The sequence below is a fragment of the Shewanella sp. 10N.7 genome (assembly GCF_020806285.1).
Taxonomy (GTDB): Bacteria; Pseudomonadota; Gammaproteobacteria; order Enterobacterales; family Shewanellaceae; genus Shewanella; species Shewanella electrodiphila.
Map to the genome: position 1 here is coordinate 421296 of NZ_JAJGZS010000001.1, position 22909 is coordinate 444204.

The window sequence follows — 22909 nt, forward strand, 5'->3', positions numbered from 1 at the left end:
GTTTAGCCTGACATCAATAACAATTACAGCCACTAAAAATAATAAGAGAGTCTTTATGTGTTTTCAAAACAGAATCAAGCTTCACTCAGTTGCTCACAGCACACTGTTATCGGTTCCTGTTAAATCAACTCTCTTAATGGGTTTATGTCTGCTGTCTGTTCAAGTCAACGCCGAAACCTTTACCGTAAGTACGCAAGATGAGTTTAATCAAGCAGTAAAAAAACTGGTCGCGGGCGATGACATCATTCTTTCAAATGGCACTTGGCAAGACTTTGAGATCAACTTTATCGGCCAAGGCAGCAAAGAAGCCCCAATTCGCCTTTCAGCTCAAACCAAAGGCAAAGTGATTTTATCGGGTCAATCCAATCTACAAATGTCCGGCAGCTATTTAGAAGTGTCTGGCTTAGTCTTTAAAGACGGCTACACCCCAAACAATTCGGTTATCTCATATCGAACCAGTGAGGATGAATTAGCCAACCACTCCCGTGTAACAGAAGTGGTTATCGACAATTTTAATAATCCTGACCGTCATGAGTCTGATTATTGGGTTGCACTATATGGCCAACATAACCGTTTTGATCACAACCACCTCGTCGGTAAACGCAACAAAGGCGTTACGCTGACAGTTAGGCTTCGCGGTGAAGACAGTCAACAAAATCACCACAGAATAGATCATAACTATTTTGGCCCTCGCCCAACTTTAGGCTCAAATGGCGGAGAAACCATTCGCATCGGTACCAGTCATTTCTCAATGACGAATTCATATACAGTAATCGAAGACAACTATTTTGATCGCTGTGATGGCGAGGTTGAAATTATCTCAATCAAAGCCGGCAAGAATATAATTCGCAATAACACCTTTTTTGAGTCTCGCGGCACTCTGACTATGCGCCACGGTAACGGTAACCAAGTCGACAGTAATGTGTTTTTAGGTAATGGCGTTGACCATACGGGCGGTATTCGGATTATTAACCGAGATCAAACAATTACTAATAACTATTTAGAAGGGCTAAAAGGCTATCGTTTCGGCAGTGGCTTTACCATTATGAATGGTGTACCAAATTCGCCAATCAATCGCTATCATCAAGTGGTTAATGCCAAGGTAAGCCGCAACAGCTTTATCAATGTCGACCATATTCATTTAGCTGCAGGCAGTGATAAAGAGCGCTCTGCAGTGCCAAAAGACTCAGCATTAACACACAATTTATTTGTTAATAATAACCAACAAGCACCCTTCTCCATTTTCGATGACATCTCAGGGATTCAATTTTCTGACAACTTATCCAATGAGCTTAATAATAATCAAATAAACCAAGGTATTAAACCAACAGCAATATCACTGCAGCGTGCAAATAATGGCTTGTTTTACCCATCAAACAGCCATAATGCTGAATTTGGTGCGACTCAAACACTCACCCCAACCTTAAAAGCTAACACTGGTGTGAGTTGGTACACCAAAGCTGAGCCTAACACCGCCTTCGATTCGGGAATAACTCATAGTGTATCTACAGCCGAACAACTGTTGACTGCGGTAAGTAATGCTAAAGATGGCGATATTATTGCGCTAAAAGCAGGCAAATATCAGATAGAGAAAATCATCGAAATCAACAAAACCCTTTCGATTATTGCCCAAGATACTCAAAAACCCACATTGACCTTTAGTCGAGGCAATCTATTTGAAATTCAAAATGGCGGCAGCTTAAAGCTTGATAGTCTGATAATTACAGGCACAAGCAGCCCAGACTCATCTGGTAATACTGTGGTAAGAACCAGTAAATGGGGCATGCTAACCAACTATCGCTTTAGCATGTACAACAGCAAAATTAGCCAGTTAAACATCAACCATTCCTTCCACTTTTTTGACTCTGGCGCTCGTGCTTTTGCCAACAAAATTGAGGTTATTAATAACCAATTTAGCACTATCACAGGCGACCTTTTTAGACTTAACAAAGAAACCGATGATCGCGGTATTTATAACGTGGAATATCTCACAATCAATAACAATCAATTTAATGATATTGGCGGTGCACTGGTTAAACTTTATCGTGGAGGCACTGACGAAAGCACTTTCGGCCCGCACATTAGCTTTAATAACAACGACATTACTAATGTAGGAAATGCTAAGCGAAATAAGAGCCAAGCCAGTTTATACCTTCATGGTGTCCAAGTTGCTGATATCAATAAAAACCACTTTAACAATAGTGCCTACATTAATATCGAACACACTACGGGTGAACCAATGACTCAGATGACGCATAACCAATTTATAGATTCTGGGGCAGTAAAAGTGACAGAGCTTTATTCAATCAGTGAATCCACTGCCAAGCTAAGCGACAATCTTGTACAACAATCAGATAAAAAAGCGCTCTAATAATGAATAACATCATGAAAGCGCTTATCAATAACATCATGTCTAAGATGAACCTGATGAGAACAGCACACTTGTTAATTGGCTTTTTATTGCTCCAAGGCAGTTTATTCGCTGCACAGGCAAGTACATTAAGCCATCCTAGTTTAGTGATTAATCAGCATGATGTGACTCAGATGCGCGCAGCACTTAAACAAGCAGGCGCTTTTCAGCAAACTTTTACTGCTAAAAAAACAGCTGTAGATAAAGTGATAAACCAACCGTTAGTTGTGCCGTTTCCTGTAGATGGCGGCGGTGGTTATTCACACGAACGTCACAAGAAAAACTACCTGCAGATGTACGATGCGGGCGTGATGTATCAGCTCACTCAAGATATTCAATACGCGCATTTTGTTCGCGACATGTTGCTACAATATGCCGAACTTTATCCAAGATTACCGCGTCATCCAAAGCGGAGAAACAGCAATGAAGGTAAGTTGTTCTGGCAAGGGCTAAACGAAGCCATGTGGCTGGTGTACACCATTCAAGCCTACGATTTTATTGTTGATGCTTTAGATGAACAAGACCAGCAAACGATAGAAACTGGCATCATTTTGCCTGTGGCTAATTTCTTGTCGATAGAGTCACCTAAGACCTTCGATAAAATCCATAATCATGGCACTTGGGCAACGGCCGCTGTTGGGATGACAGGATTTGTACTCAATAAACCTGAGTTAGTAGAAATAGCTCTACTTGGATTAGACAAGTCCGGTACAGGTGGTTTCTTGCGTCAACTCGATGAGCTGTTCTCACCAGATGGTTATTATAACGAAGGCCCTTACTACCAACGTTTTGCTCTGCTACCTTTTGTCACTTTTGCTAAAGCCATTGAGCAAAACCAACCGCAGCAAAAAATCTTCAGCTATCGCGATGGTATTTTATTAAAAGCAATTTATAGCACCATCGAGCTAAGCTATAACGGCTTATTCTTTCCGTTAAATGATGCGATTAAAAGTAAAGGCATCGATACCATGGAACTGGTTATTGCCGTCAGTATTGCTTATGGGCTCAACGGCGATAACAATTTGCTTGATATTGCCAAACAGCAGAATCGTATTTTACTCACAGGTGATGGACTTAAACTCGCCCAAGCGATTGATGCAGAAGCTAAAACAAATAGCATCAGCCAATACCCGTTTTCATCTATGGTATTTCGTGACGGTAAAGCGGGAAATGAAGGCGCATTGATTGTTATGCGCCAGCAAGCACCAATCGAACAAAAGCTTACCGACCAAGCATTAGTGTTTAAAGCCACAGCCCAAGGTTTAGGTCATGGCCATTTCGATAAGCTTAATTGGCAATTTTATGATGATGGTGAAGAAATTGTCTCTGACTATGGCGCGGCGCGTTTTCTGAATATCGAAGCTAAATCTGGTGGCGGTTATTTAACTGAAAACAAAACCTGGGCGAAACAAACCATTGCCCACAACACCCTCACCGTTGACCAAACAAGTCACTTTGGTGGCAATACAAAAGTGGGCAACAAACATCACCCTGACATCCTGTTTTATCATCATGATGCAAAAGCCACATTAGCATCTGCAAGCATTAACAGCGCCTATGAAGATGTCAGTTTCACCCGCACCATGGCGATGGTTACAGTTGAAACTGCAAATACCTCATACCCTCTTGTAATCGATATCATGGATGTCAGCAGTGAAAATGCTCATCAATATGACTTACCCGTGCATTATCAAGGTCAGTTTATTGATTCAAACTTTACGCGCCACGCTTATACTCGTCAGCTCAATCCATTAGGTGAACACTCGGGTTACCAGCATTTATGGTTAACCGCTACGTCTCAACTGCCAAATGCAAAATCAAAACTTGAGGCAGCATCAAACCTTGCTCAAATAACTTGGTTAAATGACAACGGCCATTTTTACACTCATAGCAGCATCAATGCTGGCAATACTGAAGTACTATTTACTCAGCTTGGTGCCAATGACCCAAATCAAAACCTTCGCCTTGAGCATAGCTTTATTCAACGAGTGCAAGACAGTAAGCAACATCAATTTGTCAGTGTATTAGAGCCCCATGGCGAATATAACCCATCAGCAGAATACACATTAAATGCCACCAGCAAGTTGCAATCATTAACCTATGATAGTCAGGACGACATCAGTGTCATTGGGTTTAGTCTACAAACGACACCGAGTACAACTCAGCAGTTCGTACTGGCTATTTCTCACCGTCAGGATTTGAACCTTGCTACCCGTTTTCAACACAGCCTTGAAAACGAGAATGTAAAAAACAACCAAAAACAACAATCAAACCAACCAATAACTAATCGTTTTTCTTACGCAAACAAGCCATACAGCTTTAGCGGAAAATACCAGTTATTAACCATTACGCAGTAGGAGTTAACCATGAAACAGAGTGCACATTTTTCTTTCGGAAATGAAACAGAAATTGAAGATATCGGCGGCGGTCTTAAGCGTCAAATGCTTGGGTTTAATGAAGAATTAATGGCTGTAAAAATTTGGTTTGAGAAAGGCGCTATTGGCTACAACCATGCCCACAGACATTCTCAAGTGACTTATGTTGTTGAAGGTGAGTTCCACTTTAACATTGATGGCGTCACTAAAATCCTTCGACCGGGTGACAGCTGCATGATCCCACCTCATGCTGACCATGGTGCAACTTGCCCAACCGGCGGTATTTTGATTGATACCTTTAGCCCAGCACGAGAAGACTTCATCGAGGGCTTAAAATGAAGATAAACAATCTTCGATGGTGGATCATCCTGCTTATTGCGCTAGCGACGGTGATTAATTATATCGATCGCTCAGCCCTTAGTGTGCTTTGGCCTGATATTGTTGAAGATATATTTCCTAACGAAACCGCGCTTGAGCGTAAACAGATTTACGCCAATATCTCTATTGTGTTCATCTTATCTTATGCGTTTGGTCAGGCGATATTCGGCAAGATATTTGACTGGATTGGCACTCGTCTTGGTTTCGTTTTATCTATTGGTGTTTGGTCTATTGCAACCGCGGCCCATGCCTTTGCACAAGGTATGCTGAGTTTCAGTATCTTTAGAGCAATCTTAGGTGTCGCTGAGGCCGGTAACTGGCCAGGTGCAGCTAAAAGTAACGCTGATTGGTTTCCAACTAAAGAGCGTGCTTTAGCCCAAGGCATTTTTAATTCAGGGGCAGCAATCGGTGGCATTATTTCTATTCCACTCATTGCCTATATGACCGTCTACTTTAGCTGGCAAATGGTCTTTGTGATCATCGGCCTGGTCGGTTTACTCTGGTTAATCCCTTGGATTATCTTAGTTAAAGCGCCGCCTAAATCACACCCTTGGATTACTGAAGAAGAACGTCAATACATCCTAACTGGGCAAAAATCCACTGACACTGACGATGGAAGTGATGCTGAAGAGTACAACCCATCAACCGTCCAACTGCTTTCTCATAAGCAAAGTTGGGGAGTGATTATTGCTTCGGCAGCTATCGATCCTATTTGGTGGCTATTTGTATTCTGGATCCCTATTTACCTGAATGAAGTGTATGCAATGGATGTTAAATCCATTGGGATATACGGTTGGGTTCCTTATGTTGGTGCAATGCTTGGCGCTTGGTTTGGTGGTTTATTGGCACAAAACCGACTCAAAGCGGGTTGGAATATCAATAAAACGCGCAAACTGACTATCACTTTAGGTTGTTTGATTATGTTGCCTGCTTTGCTTTCAATGGCAAGTCCAGGTGGCCCCACAACTGCAGTGATGATCATGGCAGTGATCCTATTTGGTTTTCAAACAGCCATTGGTAATGTGCAAACACTGCCAAGTGACTTGTTCGGTAAAAAAGCCGTGGGAACCCTAGCAGGATTTTCAGGTATGGCAGCAAAATTAGGCGCATTAGGCTTAACCGCTTTAGTGCCTTATCTAACTGCTGATGGCAACTACACCCCTGCATTTGTGATTGGTGCATCTTTAGCGGTTATTGCCATTGCATCTGTGTGGATTTTGATCCCTAAAATCGAACCTGTTAAGTCACCTCAAAAGTAGTGGTGAAATAACAAGTCAGCGATTTATAACGATTTAGCAAGACATTATCTTTAACGTATAAATTGATAACCATGTCGATAGATTGACTGAAAAACTACTCATTGCTCAGTTGATTTTTAGAATGAGGTTATGAATTTGATATTGATAATTTAAGCTGGGGCTGTACCCAAAGAGCCCTTTTTTATTTGGTGAGACCTACTTATCACGTACTCAACCCCTTCCGAGTATGTGGTAAGTAGGTTAAACCTTCTTTCCTTTACACAACAACGGGTCAATCGACCACACTATCATCATTTCTTTCAACAGCGACCTTCTCACGAGTATTAACATCAGCTTGAGACGGGGGTGAAAATAAAACACCTAGTCGCTGCTTAATGCTCAATCCTGACTTACTCACCTCTTTAAACATCTCGCGCCATTCAGCAAAACTGACAATCAAAGGATTAAAGCTATTAACAGGCTTAGTGATCCCGTAAATCACGGTTTCTTTTTCCGGCTCAAATGTGCCGAAAAGCTTATCCCAGATGATCAACACACCGGCGTAGTTTTTGTCTATGTATTGCGGGTTTTGACCATGATGAACACGGTGATGTGAAGGGGTATTAAATAGCCACTCAATTGGACCCAATGATTTGACAGCCTGGGTATGAACAAAAAATTGCAGCCCAAGATTTAAAAGCACCACAAATACTACCCAGTTAGGGTCAAAGCCAATCACAATCAGCGGTAACCAAAACAGCCACATTCCAGCAAGCGGGTACATTAAGCTTTGCCTAAATGCGGTGCTAAAGTTCATATTCTCAGAGCTATGATGAACGACATGAGCCGCCCACATCCAACGCACTCTATGACTTGAACGATGGAACCAGTAATAGAAGAAATCCTGTAGCACCATTAATACGATAAAACTGACCGCGCCCATTTGGATATCAAATAATTTCCAGCCAAATACTGCTAAATAGATTTTGGCAATGAGCAGCCCTGCGAGAATATCAGTTAACTGATGCATGCCCGCTAAGCTGATATTGCAAAACACTTCCGCTTTTTTATATCGCGCGGAAAGAGGGAGTTTTTGGCGTTTATCACCTAAATACCACTCGAGGAAAATACAAACAAAAAATACTGGCGCTAATGCAAGCAGCAGCATTTCCGGGTGATTGATGATTGAGTTCAAATCCATTGAAAACCTTTATATTATTATTTTATTTAAATTGTTTTGGGCGGATAATTAAACGCTACCACTTAGCAAAATGATCTTCAGTTAAACCAAGCTGATTACGCAATACATGTTTGTGGCCATTATTATCAATGATATGGCCACTGAAATAGCCGATGTACTGCCTAAAGTTACTTTTTAGAAAACCAAAGTTGAGTTTTTCGCTGCGGCAATTAAGCGCCCTAAAAGTCAGATCGACTTGACCTGTGGCAGTGCTGATTTGCCAAAAGTCGTCACTCACATGCCGATTAAAATCGAACTTTACTCCTGGGAGTAAATGGCGCTCACCATTAATCCATAAGACATTTTCAGTCGCGCCTGTTTCGTTCACCCCAGCGGCAAGGTTTAAGCCTAAAACCCCTTGCTCCACTTGCGCATTGATTGACGCCCAGCGCCAACTGGTTTCGCGGCGCATATAACCTGCAGAAAAGTCATAACCACCTAAAGCGAAGTTAAGCGGCTGCGGTTCATCTTTTATGGTTAAGCGACCAGAGACTTTTAAACCATTGTGCTTTTGAGTATAGGTCCAGCCGTTATAGCCAGTTGGAGTACACAAGCTCATGGGTAAACTTAATGGCGGAGGATTGAGCTGTAATTCTGCTTTTATATCATCGGTGTTAATGGTTAATTGCCACAGGGAGTCTTTAATTGAAAATTCAATCTTACCTTGGCGGTGCTTAATCCTTGCCTTACCTTGCTGAGGCGAGCGTGATACAGACATCCCCCAGGATAACGGTTTTAAGGCTTGAGTTTCTGTCAGCTTATTCTTTTCAATATCATATAAGTAACAAAAACTGCTGCCCACATAGCGAATATCGGCAATCGCGACACCAATGATGTATCTCGCAGTGGTAATATTAATAAATTGAAACTGTTTATAATCAAAATACTTAGCAAACCAAGAGCAAGGCTTATCCATTTCATTAAAATAGTTAAACTGTTTTACCCCTAAGTCCCCTACCACACCATCAAAGTGTCCGAAAATAGGCTGACCTTCAGTGTTCATTAGCTTGTCTGGCGCAAGTTGTAAATGATTCAAAGACATACTTCATCCGTTATATTAAAACTGGTTATAGTGTCGATATTTGTCGAGCATTATCCGAGGTAATAATGGCTTGATTGCTTTCTAGCGTTTTTATCAAGAATCTTTATTTAGAGTAAATCATCAAATACACCACACTAACGTGAATAAATTATCAGCATAAGTCAATGGCTAGTGATTGAATTAAGATGGCACTGCTTTTATTTAACGAGCTAAAATTTGTTGCGACTCACTATATTGGCACAATCTAATTAACTGCCATTTTTTGACTGGAAAGGCGCTAAAAATCTGTTATTCTGACCGCACCATTTTTTACCGTTTTTAGTCATGAAATCATTGTCATTATTGTTGTGCTCCGCATTATTTTTATCAGCTTGTGCTAGTCATACTCCTACTCATATTGCACTTAATCCCAATGTGCCTAATGTCATCAATAAAATAGATCGTTACGACACTGTCGCAGTGAGCACCATTGATGTCCGTAAAGCCAACTTTATTGTTCGCTTTAATCAAGGCGATGAGGCAGCAAAACTTGTTAGTCCGAGTGAACCAATCAGACAGCAACTTGATAGCGTGTTTAAAAAATCAATGAGTAATGCCGGATACCAAGTGGATCCCGCCGCCAGCAATATTGTTGAGTTCCAGTTAGATTACTTACTGACAGATGTTACTGAGTCTACTTTTGGCTTTGAAGCCAACACTAACTTAACCATCAATGTTGTCGCTAAAAACCAAACCCAAGAATTCACTAAAATTTATAATGGTAAAGGCATGTTAAAAGGACCTTTTAGCCCAGATTTTGCCACCTTAGAGTTGGATATGAACAAGCTTATCGATGAGCTTACAACTAAGATTATTAACGACCCTGAATTACATCAGTTTTTACAACAGTAATCTCAATATTAACGTCAGACCACAAATTAGGAATACCTTATGCTTAAACGGATTGTAGCCAGTGTAATGTTGTTTTCGTCAATGATGGTAAATGCTGCCGTCGATATTCAGCCTAATACCCTTTACCCAAAAGTGGAATTTGATACCACAATGGGCAAAGTCGTGGTGGAGCTAGACCGCACTCGAGCGCCTATCACCGTCGATAACTTCCTCACTTATGTGGTTCAAGGGGACTATGACAACACCCTTTTTCATCGTGTGATTGCTGATTTCGTTGTTCAAGGTGGTGGGTTAAATCCGCAGTTAGAAGAAGGCCCATCAATGGACCCTATTGTTAATGAGTCAGGTAATGGTTTATCAAATTCTGTTGGCACTATTGCAATGGCACGCGATAACGATCCTCACTCTGCAACGCGTCAGTTCTACTTTAACGTTGGCGATAACAAAAATCTCAACCCATCTAAACGCCGCTGGGGCTACGCTGTATTTGGTGAAGTCATTGAAGGTATGGCGGTGCTTGAAGCAATGTCTTACACACCAACCATGACCAATCCAGAGTTAAATTGGCCTGACTTTCCAGTAAAAGAAATTAAACTTAATAAAGCGACGCTTTTGCCGCAATAAGCGACTTTATTTATATGTCTTCTTTTGCGTTAAAGACTCGAGAGATAAGACTGCAGCAAGCACTTTTTGAAGTAAATAAAGCTTAATTTGATTACTACTGCGTGATACACAAAACAGAATAAGTGGAGTGAAATATTGATTTCATTCCACTTTTTTTTAGCATGTTCTTCTTCGCTGATTTCTAATGACAGCTAAAACCACTTTTTTAGCACTTACATTGTAAATTTGAGTAATTATTCAACAATCCTGACTATACTTATTTTTACCTGTAAGCAGCTTTTTCCCGTGTTTAGATAATTACTCATTAAGTTGTCAATAAATCGCTGCTTGTTCACTCTGTATTATTTGATGAGTAAATTCGTTTAGTTTTGAGTGCTATTTGATTAATAGCTGCAATAAAAAGGATGTCATCAATGACCCCAAATGACTTCATAGAAACCAAGGCGCCACAACTGGCCTATTATGGAAAGGCTTTTTTAGATAACCAACTAGAGCATAAAGAAATCAAGCTTTACATGTGGGATGTACTAGAAGAGTGGCAAAGTATCAGCCTCGATACCAACACAGACGCAGCAACCCCCACAGATACCGAAAAAGTGTTTTGGCATTTATTACACTGCTTCGATCAATGGCCAGATATGGTTATTAGAGGTAATCAGTATCTAAGGCAACAAATTCATGATTGCTGTGATTACATTAATATTGGAGGGGATATGCCCCATGGTTGTATCGGGATCAGGCCGACAAATTGACCAACAACTTCAATTACTTTAAGTTAATTTTACACTCTTCAAAATTTCCAACCAGAATGGCTTGAACCAATACGCTACGCGACATAAGCTAGAGCCATTCTCCTTCAATCCGTTGCCTTAATGTCTGAACTGCTAACTCGTACCCGTGAAGCCTTGTCTGTTTATTATCACAAGCGTGTTCTAATCATGTTATTGCTGGGGTTTTCTGCTGGCCTACCGCTTATGCTGGTGTTTTCAACATTAAGCTTTTGGCTTCGCGAAGCAGGTGTTGACCGTGCCGCTATTGGCTACTTTAGTTGGATCGCATTAACGTATGCATTCAAATGGGCTTGGTCACCATTAGTGGACCGTATGGCGCTTCCCCTATTCACCCGATTTTTCGGACGGCGAAGAGGCTGGATGATCTTCGCCCAGCTCGGCCTAGTGGCCGCGATATTGGGCATGGCACAAAGTGATCCCTTAGTTGATTTAGAGCAACTGGCCATTTTTGCCCTGATACTGGCATTTGCCTCAGCGACTCAAGATATCGTCATTGATGCCTTCCGTATCGAATCAGCCCCCCAAGACATGCAGGCAGCATTAGCTGCTGCATATCAAGTGGGCTATCGTAGCGCAATGATTGTAGCAACCGCAGGGGCGCTAACCATTGCCGCTTGGGTAGACCCAGGTAATACCGAATATAATTTAGAAGCATGGCAAACCGCATATTTTGTCATGGCAATGCTGATGTCTGTAGGCTTAATCACCACTTTGTTTAGTAAAGAGCCACAAGTCGATACAAAAGCTGCAGATGAAAAAGAACGCCAACTTAAAGCGCAGTTTGCCCAAAAGTATCCGACTAAAATAGCCAGTGCTATGGCCTGGTTATACAGTGCCAGCGTCCTGCCTTTTGTCGATTTCTTTAAACGTTACGGCAAAAGTGCCATCTTGATTTTATTGCTGATTTCTTGCTACCGGATCTCCGATATTGTCATGGGCATTATGGCCAATGTGTTTTATGTGGATATGGGTTTCAGTAAAGAAGAAATTGCCTTTTTAAGTAAAGTATATGGTTTAATCATGACGTTACTTGGCGCGGGCGCAGGCGGAATTTTAATCATGCGCTATGGCACGATGAAGATATTATTTGTCGGTGCTTTATTGGTTGCTGTCACCAACTTACTCTTTGCATGGCAAGCTTACATTGGCTATAACGTACCATTCTTAACCTTTGCGATATCGGTTGATAATTTCAGTGCAGGCATAGCCACCGCAGCCTTTATCGCCTATTTATCCAGCTTAACCAGTAGTGGCTACAGCGCTAGTCAGTATGCTTTACTGTCTTCAATTATGTTGTTGTTCCCTAAGTTTATTGCTGGATTCTCAGGGGTATACGTCAATGCTTATGGCTACGTAAACTTCTTTATTGCCGCCAGTTTGATTGGATTTCCGGTGTTAATATTAATCAGTCTGTTATCGCGTATGCAGCCCGAGCAGCAGTCAGATAAAAGCAATATAAACTCTGAAACAGAGCCACAAAACACACCGTAATAGTAAGGAGCTCAATAATACCACCCAAGCTCAATTGGCATAGATTAGATAATTGCTGTAATCATGCCATCAGAGCTTGTGGTAAACCCTCACTTTTAAAACCCTGAACCCAAGGTAAAGTAAACCGCATTTTCATCACCACTGGTGGCGAAATCCATCCCCATATGAATGCCATAACGACGGGCAATTTGGTAACGAAAGCCAACCCCATAACTATCAACAGAATCGCTATTTTCTTCAATAGCATCACTGTCTGTCACGCCATAACCGTAAAATGCAGATAACGTCCAACGATGATTGAGGTGATACATCAACTGAGATTGAACTGTAGCCACTTGGTCACCTTGATACTTAAACGCCGACACACCGCGTAACTCTACATAAGGTTTAGTCGTAGGTGACAGCTGAATATCGCCAGCATATAACTGGTCATAGCCACCTGCGAACGCTAATGTCCAATGATTAGAAAGAGGAAGATAGACTTCGCCGCTTGCTTCTAATGTTTGATAATTATGATCAGAGCCAATAGATTCATCAAACACCATATATTCTGCCGAGAATATATAACCCTTCTTAGGAAAGAAAATATTGTCGCGAGTGTCATATTCCGCAATAAGCCCTAAACCAGAGGTTGTTGTTTTATCACCCAATTGTTGCTGCAAAATCCAGTCAACCACAGCGTTAGAAGATGAAACTGATGATTCAGCCCAGAATTGTTTAAGCCCTAGCATTAATGGGGTTTCAGCCACTCTAAATTGAATTTTTTGTAAGGCGAATAGCGCTTCTGTTGTGGTATCAAATTGAATAGCTTTATCAGGAGGAAGTAGCCCACCCAAACGAGTATAAATATCAAGATTGGCATTAGCTGCGCCGCCTACTACGGTATAGCGAATGCTATCATCTAACCAAGAATGACGATGACCAGCAATACCAAACCAAGTACCATTGGCCGTCCCACCCGCGCCAACCAATGTCATCGCAGCTGGCATTAATTGGGCTCCGCCATCAATTGACTCAAGGGCTTTTTGTCTTCTCGCTTCTTTCTCAGCTTCTGTTTCATGTAAAAACAACCCAACGATACCCCCACCAGCACCAACGGCTGGTTCAGTAATTAATACCGGAACAGGAAGGAATCCATAAGCGTTTTCAGCAAGGTGATACCCCAAATCAAACTGACCATCTTTTTCATCAAAAAAGTACGAACTCTCGGCGATCGCCACTGAAGAAACTAAGCTCAGAAAGCACAAAGAAACAAATTTAAACATGGTTTTTTCAACCTATTAATGTGGTTTTAAATATAGAGGAAATAAGATTTGAGTCACTGCGATAGGCAGTGACTTGTGGTGTTTCAGCGCTACATAAAGTTCAACACCATGGAAATAACCAACAACATCAAAAAGCTTGAAGTAATATATGAAATGGCTATCGCATACATTGCACTCTGCTCGTGCAAACGATAACGGCTTGATATGCCAACACCATCAGCTTTGCTTTCAATGTTCTTGCCAATTGCTACTGAAGGTTTGTTAAATTTCAGCATTTTACTGGCAATCATTAATGAAAATAGTTGGGATACGAGTACGACACCTAAACCAATTAAGGGGATTTTCATACCACTAGAATTCATTTCGTTAATCATTTGCGGGCCAAAATACAAGCCTGTGATGGCGATGAATGCCAGCAAGGATAACTCTCTAACAAACGTGATAGTGTGACGAGGTAACTGAGAAAGTGGATTGATTTTATTGCTCAGCCAGCCTACGAAAGTACCAGCAATCAAGCTACTCAGCCCAATGCTTAAATAAAAATACAAAACACCAATGTTGAGATTCCATAAGCTCATTAAATAAGCTGCCACTAACCCTATTCCAAACAAGGCGAAACTCTCGGTATTACGGCCAACATTGTTACTAAAGTTATGTTTAACGAATTGAATATCACTAGCACTGCCCATGATTTGTAAAATATCATCTTGTTTCACAATTAAATCTGGCGTGATTTCTATAGATTGTTGATCTCTGACAAGTCGAATGATGCAAAGATTTTTGTAGGTATTTTGGTTAATTTCTGTCTTGATATCATTTAATGATTTGCCAACAAAGCCATGGGTATTGATGAGCATATTAAAATGCACTTCATTGTTATCTACTTGAGTGTCACTAGGTAATTCACTACCTATTACATCATCTTCAAAATAATATAACGTGTCGTGCCTGCCCGTTATGGTAACGATATCGCCCGGGACAAGTGGCTCATTGTGATTAACTACGTCATCAATCTCATTCGAGCTACTTTTTGCCTTATCAACTAGATTGACTCGTTCGAACATGATGTCAAAATACGGTGCATTCAGTTGTTCAATGCTTTTACCAAGAACCGTACTGGTTGGATTAACTTCAAAAACACGTTTTACGACCGTTTCAAGAGTGTCGATTGGGTAATATCTATCACAATGACTTTCATCCAATTCATTTTGAGTCGCTTTATCAAAAGGTGAATCACTTTGCTTCATTGCAGCAGATTGGAGCCATTTCATCATGATCACAGGCCCTACCATGCCAAAAATGACCGTCAGTACATATCCCATGTAAGCATTATTAAGCGCCACTAATTTCACTGTTTCAGAAAGTTCAGGCAACTTTTCAATCGAATCAGTGACCATATACATTACCTCTGGGTGGACAAAGCTTCCTGAGATCATGCCTATGCTGGTATACAAATCGAGATTAAAAAACCAGGTGGCCAAGCACATGGTGGATATAGTGATAAGGCTTATAATCAAACTGGTCATTAAGATTGTTTTTTTACGTAATTGCCACACCCTTAAAATGCTATAACCACCTTGATAACCGATAACATACAGAAATAAACCGAAGAAAATCCATCGCGACGAAGGTTCAATATAACCACCCAATTGGCCAATTAAAATACCAACTAACAAGGTGCCCGCCACACAACCTAAAGAGAAACCTTTGATTGATAACTTGCCTAGCAAACACCCTAAAACTAAGGTGACCAAAACGGAAAAATATGGTGATTCTCCCAATAAAAGCTGTATTTCTTCCATCGTTATGTCACTTTTTATCACTGGCACTGAATATCGGCCATAATTGAAATCAGGTTGTTACAACGCAAAAATCTCTGTTAAAGAGCGCAATTAAGGCCTATGGAGATTTCAGGTATTTAATTAACGCTGATTCTATGGCTGATAAGATGACAGTCATAATCGCGCATGAAGGATAAAACCCTACATAATTTTAAAAGAGGCACACTTGAGGGAAGATCGTTGAGGCTTTTAAGCTAAGGGGTAACGAAATAGCGTATAAAAACCAACAGATTCAGATTAATCAGCATCAATGACTTTAAACAACTGATGCCCAGTTAGCACAAGCCTTTGGCTTTACTTTACTTCATTTAATGTCAATTCATTTCTCTGGCTCTGGCTCTGGCTCTGGCAAATGATACAAATCGGCTGGTTTGCATTAGCGCATGATGTACCGGCAATAAGGTTAAATCATCATATTGGAACGCGAGGTGAGTGATCGAAAATGTTCAGTCAGATGTGGCATCAAAGGTGTATTGGGTTGAGCGGATTTGATAATTAAATATCTTCTTTCATTGAGAAATGCTGCAACAGCAACCTGTTACAGCATCTTTTTTTGATATCATTTTTATTTAAAACAACATAAATGGCTTAAAGCCAATCAAAACTAGTCGCGGAAATTATTGAACTGAAAAGGTTGGCCTAATTCAGACTCTTTCGCTAAACGCATGACCGCTTGTAAATCATCACGTTTTTTACCCGTCACTCGTACCGAGTCACCTTGAATAGACGATTGTACTTTCAGCTTGCTGTCTTTAATTTGCTTAACCAGCTTTTTAGCCACTAAGGTATCAATGCCTTGCTTAAAGTTAACTTTTAAGCTGAAGGTTTTACCGCTATGAACTGACTTTTCATCAACATCCATAGCTGAAGGCTCAACACTACGCTTACTCAATTGAATACGCAGAATGTCCACTAACTGACGACATTGGAAATCATCTTCGGCTTTTAAAGTCACGGTATGATCTTTATGTTCAATATCGGCTTCTTTGCCGCGAAAATCAAAACGACCAGCGAGTTCACGGCGTGAGTTCTCAACAGCATTTCGTAATTCAACTTCATCTACTTCTGAAACGATGTCCATTGATGGCATTGTTATTCTCCCAATTAATCTTTGTGCTAATACTAACATTTTCAGCGAAAGCGCAAACCCTCCATAAAATAGAAAACAATAATTAACTGGAAATTAATGACTTTAGTCGCTGCATTTTTTATTATTGCTGCAATCAAAACATATCGCATCAGGCTAAGTACTCGACAGCATGAAATTAAAACTATTTTTTACAGCATCATTTGCGTTTGCTGTACTTGTTGTCAGTTACCTTGTTTTCTCAAAGCCCAATTACCCCGTTACGTTTAACAACATGGATAAAGTCGGTCATGTATTAAGCTTTTTCGGCTTGGCATTTTTAGCTTATTTTGCCTTTAAACCTAAATGGTACTGGATGTGTTCGATACTGGCTTTTTACGCTATTTTAATTGAAGTCATCCAATCTCAAATTCCTTATCGCAGTGCTTCTATTGCCGATGTAGTTGCCGATTTGGCTGGTATCACGTTGTTTTATATCTTTCTGTTTATTTTTAGAAAGTATCAGGCAGCCAAGCTGTTCCCTAAACGTTCTTCAAAAGCATCATAAGAGAGCCTGTTATGCGCTCACACTCCCCGGCTCCTAACACTGTGACTTCAAACATTGCAATTGTCGGCGCTGGCGCCATTGGCATGTTGATCTATCATCAGCTTAATGCATTTACTCAGCCATTATTACTGGGACGAAATTTCACTCTAGCTGATGCAGAAAACCAAACTCAGCCGCTGACTTTTGATGCTTTATCCAATGACGTTAAGCCTAGCAATGTTGTTAACGTGCATACCGAAACATGTTTAGTCAACAATCTTAAAACGGTGACACCTAAGCAGTTGGCCAGCATTGAACTGGTTATTGTGTGCGTTAAGTCCTATCAAGTTGAAGCGGCGTTAACAGCGTTAATTGACAAACTGCCCCACAATGCCACTTTACTCCTTTTGCACAACGGTATGGGGCCGCATTTACAGGTCATGGCGTTGTTAGCATCTCAGCAAAGAACTGATATCAATCTGTATCTCGGCACAACCTCTCAAGCGGCAATAAGAGTAACTGAGCGTCATGTCCGTCAAACAGGTACCGGCAAAACAGTATTCGGACATTTTCATGGCCATAAATTAACTCCGCAGTTAATTGAATTACTCGTTACAGCCATTCCTAACTGTCAAATCAGTGATAATATCTTGCTCGGTTTATGGCAAAAACTCATTGTGAATTGCGCCATTAACCCCATCACTGCCATCGAGCAATGTCAAAATGGTCAATTAGCTCAACCACAGTATCAGCAGCAAATAAATGCCATCACCACTGAATGTGTCGCTGTCGCAAATGCTGAAGGCATCACTATATCTTTATCGGAATCACTTGAGACTATTGCGCAGGTCATTACCCTCACAGCCAATAACTTCTCATCCATGCATCAAGATGTGAAACATCAACGCATGACAGAAATAGCTCAGATTAATGGCTTTGTTGCAGCTCGTGCCGGTGTTCATCAAATCAAAACCCCAGCCAACAACGCGATGACGGACAAGATCAACCAATTAACTCAACCCGACTTATAATGTCTGTTAATAAATACGACGATAGCAAACGAATTAAAACGCCTTCTGTGGTTCAGACAATTCCTTTTACTCGAAAAGTGGTTGCTGCTTACATCTGTTGTGGGCTAGCAACCCTGATCAGTATCGCGTTTTTTGATCGAACTATTGCTGAGTACATGCACGTTAATCTTCAATCTAACCTGCTATTACAAAGCTTTTCTAAAACCCCTTTATTACTTGAAATCATTGCACTCATTGTTGTGCTAGTAAGCTTTCACAGACACTACAAACACCTTTTTCATCTCAGGCGCATCATCATTTTAGTCGCCATCATCGCCACCATAGTGCGCGTAAGCGCTAAAATGGTCTTTGGCCGTACTTGGCCAGAAACCTGGACTAACGATAATCTTTCGTGGATTACCCATGGCGTTGAAGAGTTTCACCCTTTTTCACTTTCTAATAGCTTTCATTCATTTCCATCAGGTCATGCATTGCTCACCTTTGCTTTTGCCAGTCTATTTTGGCACTTTGCGCCGCGATATCGGTTGCTTTGGTGTAGCTCAATGGTGGCTGTTTTGATGGGACAATTGGGTCAGAACTATCATTACTTAGGGGATTTACTTGCGGGTGCATTAATTGGCACCTTGGTCAGCCACTTAGTGATTAATGGCTATAGTCATTACAATCGAAAACACATGCCAGAACGAGACAGCTGAAATAAAAAAGGCTCATTACTGAGCCTTTAACGTTAACTTGTAAGCTTAAAAACTCACTTAAATATCGATACCAAAACCCACAATAAATTGATAATCATTTTTTTTCGGCGTCAAACCGTCTGAATCAGGTTGCGGACTGGCGGTATGATCCCATACGAACGATAAATCTAAATCAAAAATGTCGGTTAGCTCAATCTCTAATGTCGCCAAAGCATGGTGAGTATAGCCACCAGAGTCGTCATCACCGTATTGCACACGATAAGAAGTAATAAAATCCATATCACTGGTTAATTCAGTATCGTACACCGTTTCAACTACCACTGTAGCCGAACTGCTATCAGTGCTTTCACCATCTTCAACATTATTAAACTTGGTATATGTATATGCAGGACCGCCCGAAATACTCCACTCCGTTTTCGAGTTATCGATAATGTTATAACCCAAACCAGAACCTACAGTAACCTTGTATTCAATGTTTAAAAACTTGTCGGTATAAATTTCGGCAAACACAGGACGTAAATAGAACTGCTTTGATAAAAACCAATCAAAGTTGGTATTAATACGATTATTGTTAATCTTCTCTTCGCTGTCCGATTTTGAATAATTACCAATATAATCAATATTGAAACGAGATTCAGTAGTACGGCGTTTGGTTTTAGCAATGGCGCTATAGTCTATTTGTTCCGTATTACCTGAGCGAAAGTTTGCCCCTAAGCTAATTTTGCTCGACCAATAATTAGACTCAGATTGTTCACCAGCAATGATCGTTAAAATTTGATCTCGCTGAAATTCTTGCCCGTCTATATACATCTTGCCATCTCGGACTAATAGCTTGCCGCTTTGGGTGCTTAAATCCATAAAGCCAATACTCACCACATCAGCACTTTGCAGCACCTTTACATCTTCCCAATCGATAAATAAGGTGTCTAACTCATCACTTTCGAACTCTAATTGATCATCATAAAGGTTCTTAATTTCACCTTTTAGCAGTTCAAGTGAAGATAATTGCAACCAATCAAATTCGCTGTCTTGAGGCGTAGTGACTTGCTCAGGAGTAAAAGCTGCAGGTGGCATATCATTGCTAGCATTAGTTACTGCGGAGGTAGATGTGCCAGTAGGTATGCTATTAGCATCTATAGTGGCACTGAATAAATGATTACTGAATACTAAAGATAAACTGGCGCACGCCAACGCGATGCGAGTTAGCCGAAAAGAATAACGCATAAAACACTCCCTGAATCGAACTTCTTGGTTTTATTTACGCCAGTATAGTATGAAAAAACAACAAATTAAAATCACCTTTTGGCATTATTTCATCATTAGTTTAAAACACTTAATGATTAAGTACGCACTAGGTCCACATCACTAAAATTGCGGCGACTGCGATTAGCACTAACCCTAATACTTCATTTACCTTAATCTTTTGTTTGAGCCAAAAAACGCTGATGAGCATAGTAAAAAACACTTCAATTTGGCCTAAGGTTTTTACATAAGGCACCGCTTGCAATGACATCGCGCTAAACCAACCAATGGATGCGATACAACTGCAAACACTGATCAAAATTGTCAGCCTTGGTCGTTGCCATAATGCCAATAACGTCAATCGGTCTTTCATCGCTAGATAAGTCACTAGAATAATTGTTTGCAAGCCAATCACTGACAGCAGCACCCAAGCAGCGCGGTGAGTAAAAGGAATAGGAGCAGAAACTGCAGAGTCGACAATTAACAGCAAACTCGCCTCTCGTACCCATAGCGAAGTAAACGCAAACGCAATACCGCTACTAATACCCAGTACTATGGTATTAAGCGATAAGCGTTTAACCCCTTTTTGCGTACTCAGTAGCATGACAGCAACAGCACCAATAATAACCCCGAGCCAACCTAACAAGCTCAAGCTAGTACCAAAAAACAGTACACCTAATATGGCGGCCACTAAGGCTTCACTTTTAGCAAGCCCTGCCCCAACCGCAAAGTTTTTCAGTTGGAATAATTTAACCATCAAACCCGTGGCTAAGATTTGCATCAAGGATGCACCAATCACAAAGCCATAAAACTGATAATTAAAGCTCGGCAAGCTACTGGGTTGCAGTTGATAGAGACTAATGAGATATATCGCAGCTATTGGCCCAGCCCAAATAAACCGCGCGAGTGTGACCCCACTGACCTTAACTTGCTGACTGAGTTCACTTTGAAATGCATTACGCCAAGACTGCATAAAAGCGGCAAGGATTGTCAGCGCTATCCACATAGATTTATCCCAATAATACAGAGGTTTGAGACAGATAAAGTATCACATTATCTGAATAGCATTGTTGGTAATTTGTTCTAGCTTAGAATTACGAGATAGGTGGTGGAAAACATTAGAATATGTTCGCTTGCAAACTCATTAATAGAAGGTAAATGGTTTACGTCCCGACATGTTTATGAATAGAAATTGGATAGAGTCAAAGCTCTTATAGTGATGAGTCTCAGTAGTAGAAATATGGTAGGCGGATATTCGGTAACGCCTCATTAAGAGGCTAAAAATAGTTGGTTAAAATAAGCGACGAAGGAGCAAAAACCAACTGTTTTTTGTCCTGCTTTAATGACTTGTTATGTTTTGATCGAAACCTTAAATGATTGCCAAGTTGTACCAACAACAATTACGCAATGAGCTATGAATATACACCAAAAGCCAAAAGGCTCTTCTTCTCTATAATAGTAATCACCATCACCGTATATCTCTCCATTTAAAAAAGCGGAGTAACAAGAATAAGCAAAATATAAAGCGATACCAATTAGTATAATTCTTGTTGGCCAAAGCCAAGCTTCACTAACTTTAATTGCTTTTGGGGTATGAAACAAAGGTTCATTGGTTACTTTTGATGGCTTAGACTCCATTCGATACTCCTACCTAGAAAAACATAACATTTGTATAGTGCGCATACGCGTTTATTTGGCAAACACGCATGCACATTTAATAAACCTATTATTTAAGCCTTACTAAAGTAAAGCTATTGATTTATATACACTCTACCAGAGTGGTATTGGATAAACGAGCACAAATATTTCCAAAGTGAGCATTGAAATTGATGCCTTATCTGAAGTAATCAGCAGCAGTCACTTATCGATTAGCAAAAGTAGGTCAACGGGCATGTTACTCATCTGTACTGCTTATCGGATGTAAGTCGCAAAGGGGCAAAAACGTTTACCAGCACCAACTTTATACTTCATTTACATTGACTCAATTTCAGTAGTCCATGACTGCAATTTAACCCATTGCCTGCCGCAGGCTATCGTGCAAGCACGACTGTGACACGCAGCAAGTACGTCCATGTAAGCTCGGCCATGACGTCCATGTCATGGACGGTCACTGCCGCGCTTACACCGGAATTTTCACCTCTTCGATTTAGCTTTATGTGTTAAGACAAGTAAAAGCAAAAGAGATGTAAATCAGTTTGTTTCCGACTCAATTTGAATTGAGGACATTGAAGAAAATGGCGTGAGCCTGACAGGACGTCAGGCTAGCTTTCGTCGGGCCATGGATGGCCCATCGGAAGCGTTAGCATTTTCGAATAAGGCCGAAGCAGTCTACAAGCGAGGTTGAAAGCTGGATCAATCCCCGTTGAAAACATGCGCTTTTCAGCATTTTTCGTTGGGGCTGCGGGGCCTAATTCTTAAATAAGGAGTATAGAGGGAGTCGCAGTTCACTCCCTTTTAGTCTGGTGTGGGCGAAGCGCCACGACCTTGATCTAGATCTAGATCTAGATTTTGATTCGATTCAAATCTAGAAATCATTAGCTGACTAAGCTGCTAACAAGTTTTGGAGCAAAAACGAGTTAGCGACACAGGGATTATTATCTCTTCGATTCAGCTTTTGGGTGACGAAGTTTGAAGGCTGACAGGTTCGATTAGAATTGAGGTCATCGAGAAAAGGCCGTGAGCTTGGTATGGATACCCTGCTATAAATCTTTCGCTTCCCAGAAATGTCACTACAACACAGCC

At 40.8% G+C, this 22909-nt stretch carries 19 protein-coding genes; 11 read left to right on the forward strand and 8 right to left on the reverse strand.

Going from position 1 to position 22909, the window contains the following annotated elements:
* The first annotated feature begins 136 nt into the window (after positions 1 to 136).
* The 4 genes from LMH66_RS01835 to LMH66_RS01850 are packed head-to-tail and all read left to right on the forward strand — an operon-like array spanning position 137 to position 6422.
* Positions 137 to 2371: a polysaccharide lyase 6 family protein gene (locus tag LMH66_RS01835; protein ID WP_420709394.1), complete on the forward strand. Its 2235-nt coding sequence runs from the start codon at positions 137 to 139 to the stop codon at positions 2369 to 2371.
* Between the two features lie 2 nt (positions 2372 to 2373).
* Entirely contained in the window at positions 2374 to 4767 is a 2394-nt protein-coding gene (locus LMH66_RS01840; protein WP_229368062.1) for an alginate lyase family protein, read from the forward strand.
* A gap of 9 nt (positions 4768 to 4776) precedes the next feature.
* Positions 4777 to 5124: a cupin domain-containing protein gene (locus LMH66_RS01845; protein WP_102529887.1), complete on the forward strand. Its 348-nt coding sequence runs from the start codon at positions 4777 to 4779 to the stop codon at positions 5122 to 5124.
* The gene (locus LMH66_RS01850) at positions 5121 to 6422 is read left to right on the forward strand and encodes an MFS transporter (RefSeq protein ID WP_229368064.1); all 1302 of its coding nucleotides are present in this window, start codon (positions 5121 to 5123) and stop codon (positions 6420 to 6422) included. Before LMH66_RS01845 ends, LMH66_RS01850 begins: the two co-directional genes overlap by 4 nt.
* A gap of 271 nt (positions 6423 to 6693) precedes the next feature.
* On the opposite strand, the gene LMH66_RS01855 is transcribed toward LMH66_RS01850, so the two are convergent.
* Together LMH66_RS01855 and LMH66_RS01860 are read right to left on the reverse strand one after the other, a co-directional pair.
* Positions 6694 to 7602 carry a sterol desaturase family protein gene (locus tag LMH66_RS01855; RefSeq protein WP_229368066.1) on the reverse strand — a complete coding sequence of 303 codons (909 nt, stop codon included), beginning with the start codon at positions 7600 to 7602 and terminating at the stop codon, positions 6694 to 6696.
* Positions 7603 to 7657: 55 nt separating this feature from the next.
* A complete protein-coding gene (locus tag LMH66_RS01860; RefSeq protein ID WP_102529890.1) occupies positions 7658 to 8683 on the reverse strand; it encodes a DUF2804 domain-containing protein in 1026 nt (341 codons plus the stop codon).
* A gap of 324 nt (positions 8684 to 9007) precedes the next feature.
* Between LMH66_RS01860 and LMH66_RS01865 the strand changes: the two genes are divergently transcribed.
* From LMH66_RS01865 to LMH66_RS01880, 4 genes are all read left to right on the forward strand, one after another.
* Complete coding sequence (locus tag LMH66_RS01865) at positions 9008 to 9574, forward strand: YajG family lipoprotein (RefSeq protein WP_229368076.1); 567 nt, start codon at positions 9008 to 9010, stop codon at positions 9572 to 9574.
* A gap of 39 nt (positions 9575 to 9613) precedes the next feature.
* A complete protein-coding gene (locus LMH66_RS01870) occupies positions 9614 to 10198 on the forward strand; it encodes a peptidylprolyl isomerase (protein WP_229368078.1) in 585 nt (194 codons plus the stop codon).
* Between the two features lie 413 nt (positions 10199 to 10611).
* Positions 10612 to 10950 (forward strand): hypothetical protein, encoded by a 339-nt coding sequence (locus LMH66_RS01875; protein ID WP_102529893.1) that lies wholly within the window; start codon positions 10612 to 10614, stop codon positions 10948 to 10950.
* Positions 10951 to 11070: 120 nt separating this feature from the next.
* Positions 11071 to 12480, forward strand: coding sequence for an AmpG family muropeptide MFS transporter (locus tag LMH66_RS01880; RefSeq protein WP_229368080.1), 1410 nt, complete (start codon positions 11071 to 11073; stop codon positions 12478 to 12480).
* Between the two features lie 95 nt (positions 12481 to 12575).
* Here LMH66_RS01880 and LMH66_RS01885 read toward each other — a convergent pair whose 3' ends face one another.
* The 3 genes from LMH66_RS01885 to LMH66_RS01895 all read right to left on the reverse strand — a co-directional run bounded on the left by LMH66_RS01885 (position 12576) and on the right by LMH66_RS01895 (position 16676).
* A complete protein-coding gene (locus tag LMH66_RS01885; protein ID WP_102529895.1) occupies positions 12576 to 13745 on the reverse strand; it encodes a BamA/TamA family outer membrane protein in 1170 nt (389 codons plus the stop codon).
* Between the two features lie 89 nt (positions 13746 to 13834).
* Positions 13835 to 15547, reverse strand: coding sequence for a hypothetical protein (locus tag LMH66_RS01890; RefSeq protein ID WP_229368089.1), 1713 nt, complete (start codon positions 15545 to 15547; stop codon positions 13835 to 13837).
* A gap of 643 nt (positions 15548 to 16190) precedes the next feature.
* On the reverse strand, positions 16191 to 16676 hold the full coding sequence (locus LMH66_RS01895) for a YajQ family cyclic di-GMP-binding protein (protein ID WP_102529897.1): 486 nt from the start codon (positions 16674 to 16676) through the stop codon (positions 16191 to 16193).
* Between the two features lie 169 nt (positions 16677 to 16845).
* Here LMH66_RS01895 and LMH66_RS01900 point away from each other — a divergent pair, with 169 nt between their 5' ends.
* From LMH66_RS01900 to LMH66_RS01910, 3 genes are read left to right on the forward strand one after another with little or no spacing between them, the layout of a single operon-like run.
* Positions 16846 to 17220, forward strand: a complete 375-nt coding sequence (locus tag LMH66_RS01900) for a VanZ family protein (RefSeq protein WP_229368091.1) — start codon at positions 16846 to 16848, stop codon at positions 17218 to 17220.
* An 11-nt stretch (positions 17221 to 17231) separates the two neighbouring features.
* Positions 17232 to 18230, forward strand: coding sequence for a ketopantoate reductase family protein (locus LMH66_RS01905; RefSeq protein ID WP_229368094.1), 999 nt, complete (start codon positions 17232 to 17234; stop codon positions 18228 to 18230).
* The gene (locus tag LMH66_RS01910; protein WP_229368104.1) at positions 18230 to 18925 is read left to right on the forward strand and encodes a phosphatase PAP2 family protein; all 696 of its coding nucleotides are present in this window, start codon (positions 18230 to 18232) and stop codon (positions 18923 to 18925) included. Before LMH66_RS01905 ends, LMH66_RS01910 begins: the two co-directional genes overlap by 1 nt.
* A gap of 57 nt (positions 18926 to 18982) precedes the next feature.
* Here LMH66_RS01910 and LMH66_RS01915 read toward each other — a convergent pair whose 3' ends face one another.
* The 3 genes from LMH66_RS01915 to LMH66_RS01925 form a co-directional block, all read right to left on the reverse strand.
* Positions 18983 to 20149, reverse strand: coding sequence for a DUF481 domain-containing protein (locus tag LMH66_RS01915; RefSeq protein WP_229368106.1), 1167 nt, complete (start codon positions 20147 to 20149; stop codon positions 18983 to 18985).
* A 127-nt stretch (positions 20150 to 20276) separates the two neighbouring features.
* The gene (locus LMH66_RS01920; protein WP_229368112.1) at positions 20277 to 21173 is read right to left on the reverse strand and encodes a DMT family transporter; all 897 of its coding nucleotides are present in this window, start codon (positions 21171 to 21173) and stop codon (positions 20277 to 20279) included.
* Between the two features lie 344 nt (positions 21174 to 21517).
* Positions 21518 to 21805, reverse strand: coding sequence for a hypothetical protein (locus tag LMH66_RS01925; RefSeq protein WP_229368114.1), 288 nt, complete (start codon positions 21803 to 21805; stop codon positions 21518 to 21520).
* Between the last annotated feature and the right edge of the window lie 1104 nt (positions 21806 to 22909).

Excerpts from the sequence above, each read along its gene's own strand:
- LMH66_RS01920 (WP_229368112.1), bottom strand. The coding sequence starts at position 21,173 with ATGTGGATAGCGCTGACAATCCTTGCCGCTTTTATGCAGTCTTGGCGT.
- LMH66_RS01905 (WP_229368094.1), top strand. The coding sequence starts at position 17,232 with ATGCGCTCACACTCCCCGGCTCCTAACACTGTGACTTCAAACATTGCA.
- LMH66_RS01895 (WP_102529897.1), bottom strand. The coding sequence starts at position 16,676 with ATGCCATCAATGGACATCGTTTCAGAAGTAGATGAAGTTGAATTACGA.
- LMH66_RS01925 (WP_229368114.1), bottom strand. The coding sequence starts at position 21,805 with ATGGAGTCTAAGCCATCAAAAGTAACCAATGAACCTTTGTTTCATACC.
- LMH66_RS01860 (WP_102529890.1), bottom strand. The coding sequence starts at position 8,683 with ATGTCTTTGAATCATTTACAACTTGCGCCAGACAAGCTAATGAACACT.
- LMH66_RS01910 (WP_229368104.1), top strand. The coding sequence starts at position 18,230 with ATGTCTGTTAATAAATACGACGATAGCAAACGAATTAAAACGCCTTCT.
- LMH66_RS01850 (WP_229368064.1), top strand. The coding sequence starts at position 5,121 with ATGAAGATAAACAATCTTCGATGGTGGATCATCCTGCTTATTGCGCTA.
- LMH66_RS01845 (WP_102529887.1), top strand. The coding sequence starts at position 4,777 with ATGAAACAGAGTGCACATTTTTCTTTCGGAAATGAAACAGAAATTGAA.
- LMH66_RS01885 (WP_102529895.1), bottom strand. The coding sequence starts at position 13,745 with ATGTTTAAATTTGTTTCTTTGTGCTTTCTGAGCTTAGTTTCTTCAGTG.
- LMH66_RS01890 (WP_229368089.1), bottom strand. The coding sequence starts at position 15,547 with ATGGAAGAAATACAGCTTTTATTGGGAGAATCACCATATTTTTCCGTT.
- LMH66_RS01865 (WP_229368076.1), top strand. The coding sequence starts at position 9,008 with ATGAAATCATTGTCATTATTGTTGTGCTCCGCATTATTTTTATCAGCT.
- LMH66_RS01835 (WP_420709394.1), top strand. The coding sequence starts at position 137 with ATGGGTTTATGTCTGCTGTCTGTTCAAGTCAACGCCGAAACCTTTACC.
- LMH66_RS01900 (WP_229368091.1), top strand. The coding sequence starts at position 16,846 with ATGAAATTAAAACTATTTTTTACAGCATCATTTGCGTTTGCTGTACTT.
- LMH66_RS01880 (WP_229368080.1), top strand. The coding sequence starts at position 11,071 with ATGTCTGAACTGCTAACTCGTACCCGTGAAGCCTTGTCTGTTTATTAT.
- LMH66_RS01840 (WP_229368062.1), top strand. The coding sequence starts at position 2,374 with ATGAATAACATCATGAAAGCGCTTATCAATAACATCATGTCTAAGATG.
- LMH66_RS01870 (WP_229368078.1), top strand. The coding sequence starts at position 9,614 with ATGCTTAAACGGATTGTAGCCAGTGTAATGTTGTTTTCGTCAATGATG.
- LMH66_RS01875 (WP_102529893.1), top strand. The coding sequence starts at position 10,612 with ATGACCCCAAATGACTTCATAGAAACCAAGGCGCCACAACTGGCCTAT.
- LMH66_RS01915 (WP_229368106.1), bottom strand. The coding sequence starts at position 20,149 with ATGCGTTATTCTTTTCGGCTAACTCGCATCGCGTTGGCGTGCGCCAGT.
- LMH66_RS01855 (WP_229368066.1), bottom strand. The coding sequence starts at position 7,602 with ATGGATTTGAACTCAATCATCAATCACCCGGAAATGCTGCTGCTTGCA.